Consider the following 2,183-nt stretch of genomic DNA (forward strand, 5'->3'; position numbering starts at 1 on the left):
TTTATTAAAATTATCCACTAAAGAGATTTCAGAAATTCGTGGAAACCAAATTTCCATGATTTTTCAACAACCACAAAGTAGTTTAAATCCGGTGCTAACTGTGGGTGATCAAATTACCGAAGTACTTCATATTCACCAAGATATTGAAAAAGAAGATGCCTGGGATAAGGCAATTGAGATGCTTCGCTTAGTTGGGATACCATCCCCTGAAAAGAAAGTCCATGCATATCCTCACGAAATGTCTGGTGGGCAAGCTCAAAGAGTAATGATAGCGATGGCACTAATTCTTAACCCATCGTTATTGATCGCCGATGAGCCTACCACCGCATTGGATGTAACTATTCAGGCGCAAATCCTGGATCTTATGCGTGGACTCAATAAGGAAATGAATACAGCGATTATTCTCATTACTCATGACTTGGGCGTGATCGCTGATATGGTCAGCTGGGTGGCAGTCATGTATGCCGGGAAAATTGTTGAACAAACCTCCGTTGCAGATTTGTATGCGGAGCCACTACATCCATATACCCAAGGATTAATCGGTTCTATTCCAATTTTAGGCCGTAAAAAACATCGATTAGATGTTATTCCAGGAGTTGTGCCTAATCTGGTTGATTTACCAGCAGGCTGTGCTTTTGCCTCCCGCTGCAACCGCAAGCTTGAAATTTGTGAAGAAAAGATGCCTGAGTTAATTGTGCAGAAACCACGGCATGAGGTACGTTGCTGGTTATATCAGGAATAAATTCTAGCGAGAGAATCACAAAAAATGGAGCCTGCTAATGGAAGAGAAAATCTCTCAAAAATCGATAGAACCATCTTTCCCAAGACAAGCCCGGGTTGTGATCATTGGCGGAGGGATGATTGGTTGAAGCACTGTCTATCATTTGACCAAACTTGAATGTATGACCCAAAGGGTGAAAAGGTTAGGATTTAGACAGTTATTTTAATTGAAGAGTGCAAATCTCCGCCGATAATGGCGGGGATTTTTTTAAAGATTAGACCTTTTTGCATATGTGCTCCCGGCGGCTAGAGCAGTGTCAAAAAAGGACTTTTGCAAGAAGTCTATTATATTTTCTGTTTACAAACAATTTCTGAATAATCAGAAACTAAGCATAAGCTATATCACTGAGGTATATCACCACTCCAGCCAGAATGATCAACCCTGCCCCGGCAATCTGAATCAGCACCAATTTCTCATCAAGAATTACCATCGCAAGCACGCTCACAATGATCGGTGTAGCCATCGACATGAGTGTCATATAGGACGCAGTCGCGATGTTCAGGGTCCGGTAGAGGTATATCCAGGCCAGGGCCAGGCAAATCCCACTCCCGATTGCATAAGGAATGAATGATGGGGTAAATGAGCAACATTCCAAAACTGTGCTGAGATCTCCCAATATTCCAGGAAAGAAAACAGAAATCCCTATCAGAGCCAGGAAGACAGGCAAGCTTGCTACTGGTTTTTGCATAGTGATCACATCAGCGCTGACTGCCTGGGTTGTCATGAATTTACGTACCATGACATTCCCCAATGACCAGCAAAAACAAGCCCCCAGGATGAAGAGATCTCCAACCCTTGGTAAAAAGCTTTGCCCCTTGGTGGTTAAAAGATAGGCACCAAAGAGCATGATAAAAACGACAGCAATTTTCAATCCGGATAGCTTCTCTTTGAGAATGATCCAGGCAAAGAGGATGGTGGTCACCGTTGCCAATTTGACAAGAAAGCCTGCGTTTATGGCCGCTGTCAGGGCAATCCCAATAATGCTCAAACTCGTTCCCAGACCAGATTGAATGCTATTTGCCAGAAATAATTTCCAGAACAAGCTCGGCCGATGCTTGAATAGCTGACCCAGATCAGGACCAGATTTGGGTAGAAGCAAAACCGCCAGGGTAGCGATTGCAGAAAGAACCAATACAATCTGAAAAGGCAATACCTTTGCCCCGGCGATAAAGCCCAATTTCGCAATGATAATCTGGAATGCCCAGAAAGCTGAAAACATGAGCACGTTGAACAGGGGGGATTTATTTAGCGATTTTATTAGAATTCTCCTGATAATCATTCTTACAAATTAAGCAATGAAGGAAAACTGAAAAAGTTAAAGACATGACCCACGCCGAAATTAATCTAGTAAAGTGGGTCATTGAATTTTAGGCATTGGAGCTTTTTCCCCCCACCCTCCCCT

2 protein-coding genes are annotated in these 2,183 nt (G+C 43.0%); one reads left to right on the forward strand and one right to left on the reverse strand.

What is annotated here, in order from left to right; genetic code table 11:
• The coding region (locus AC3DOM_RS07100) for an ABC transporter ATP-binding protein (RefSeq protein WP_487918338.1) at nt 1–742 on the forward strand (742 nt) is incomplete at its 5' end.
• A 364-nt stretch (nt 743–1,106) separates the two neighbouring features.
• Here the strand turns inward: AC3DOM_RS07100 and AC3DOM_RS07105 are convergent.
• A complete protein-coding gene (locus AC3DOM_RS07105; RefSeq protein ID WP_487918339.1) occupies nt 1,107–2,000 on the reverse strand; it encodes a DMT family transporter in 894 nt (297 codons plus the stop codon).
• Nucleotides 2,001–2,183: the final 183 nt, after the last annotated feature.

This window comes from Candidatus Desulfolinea nitratireducens, from assembly GCF_982879505.1.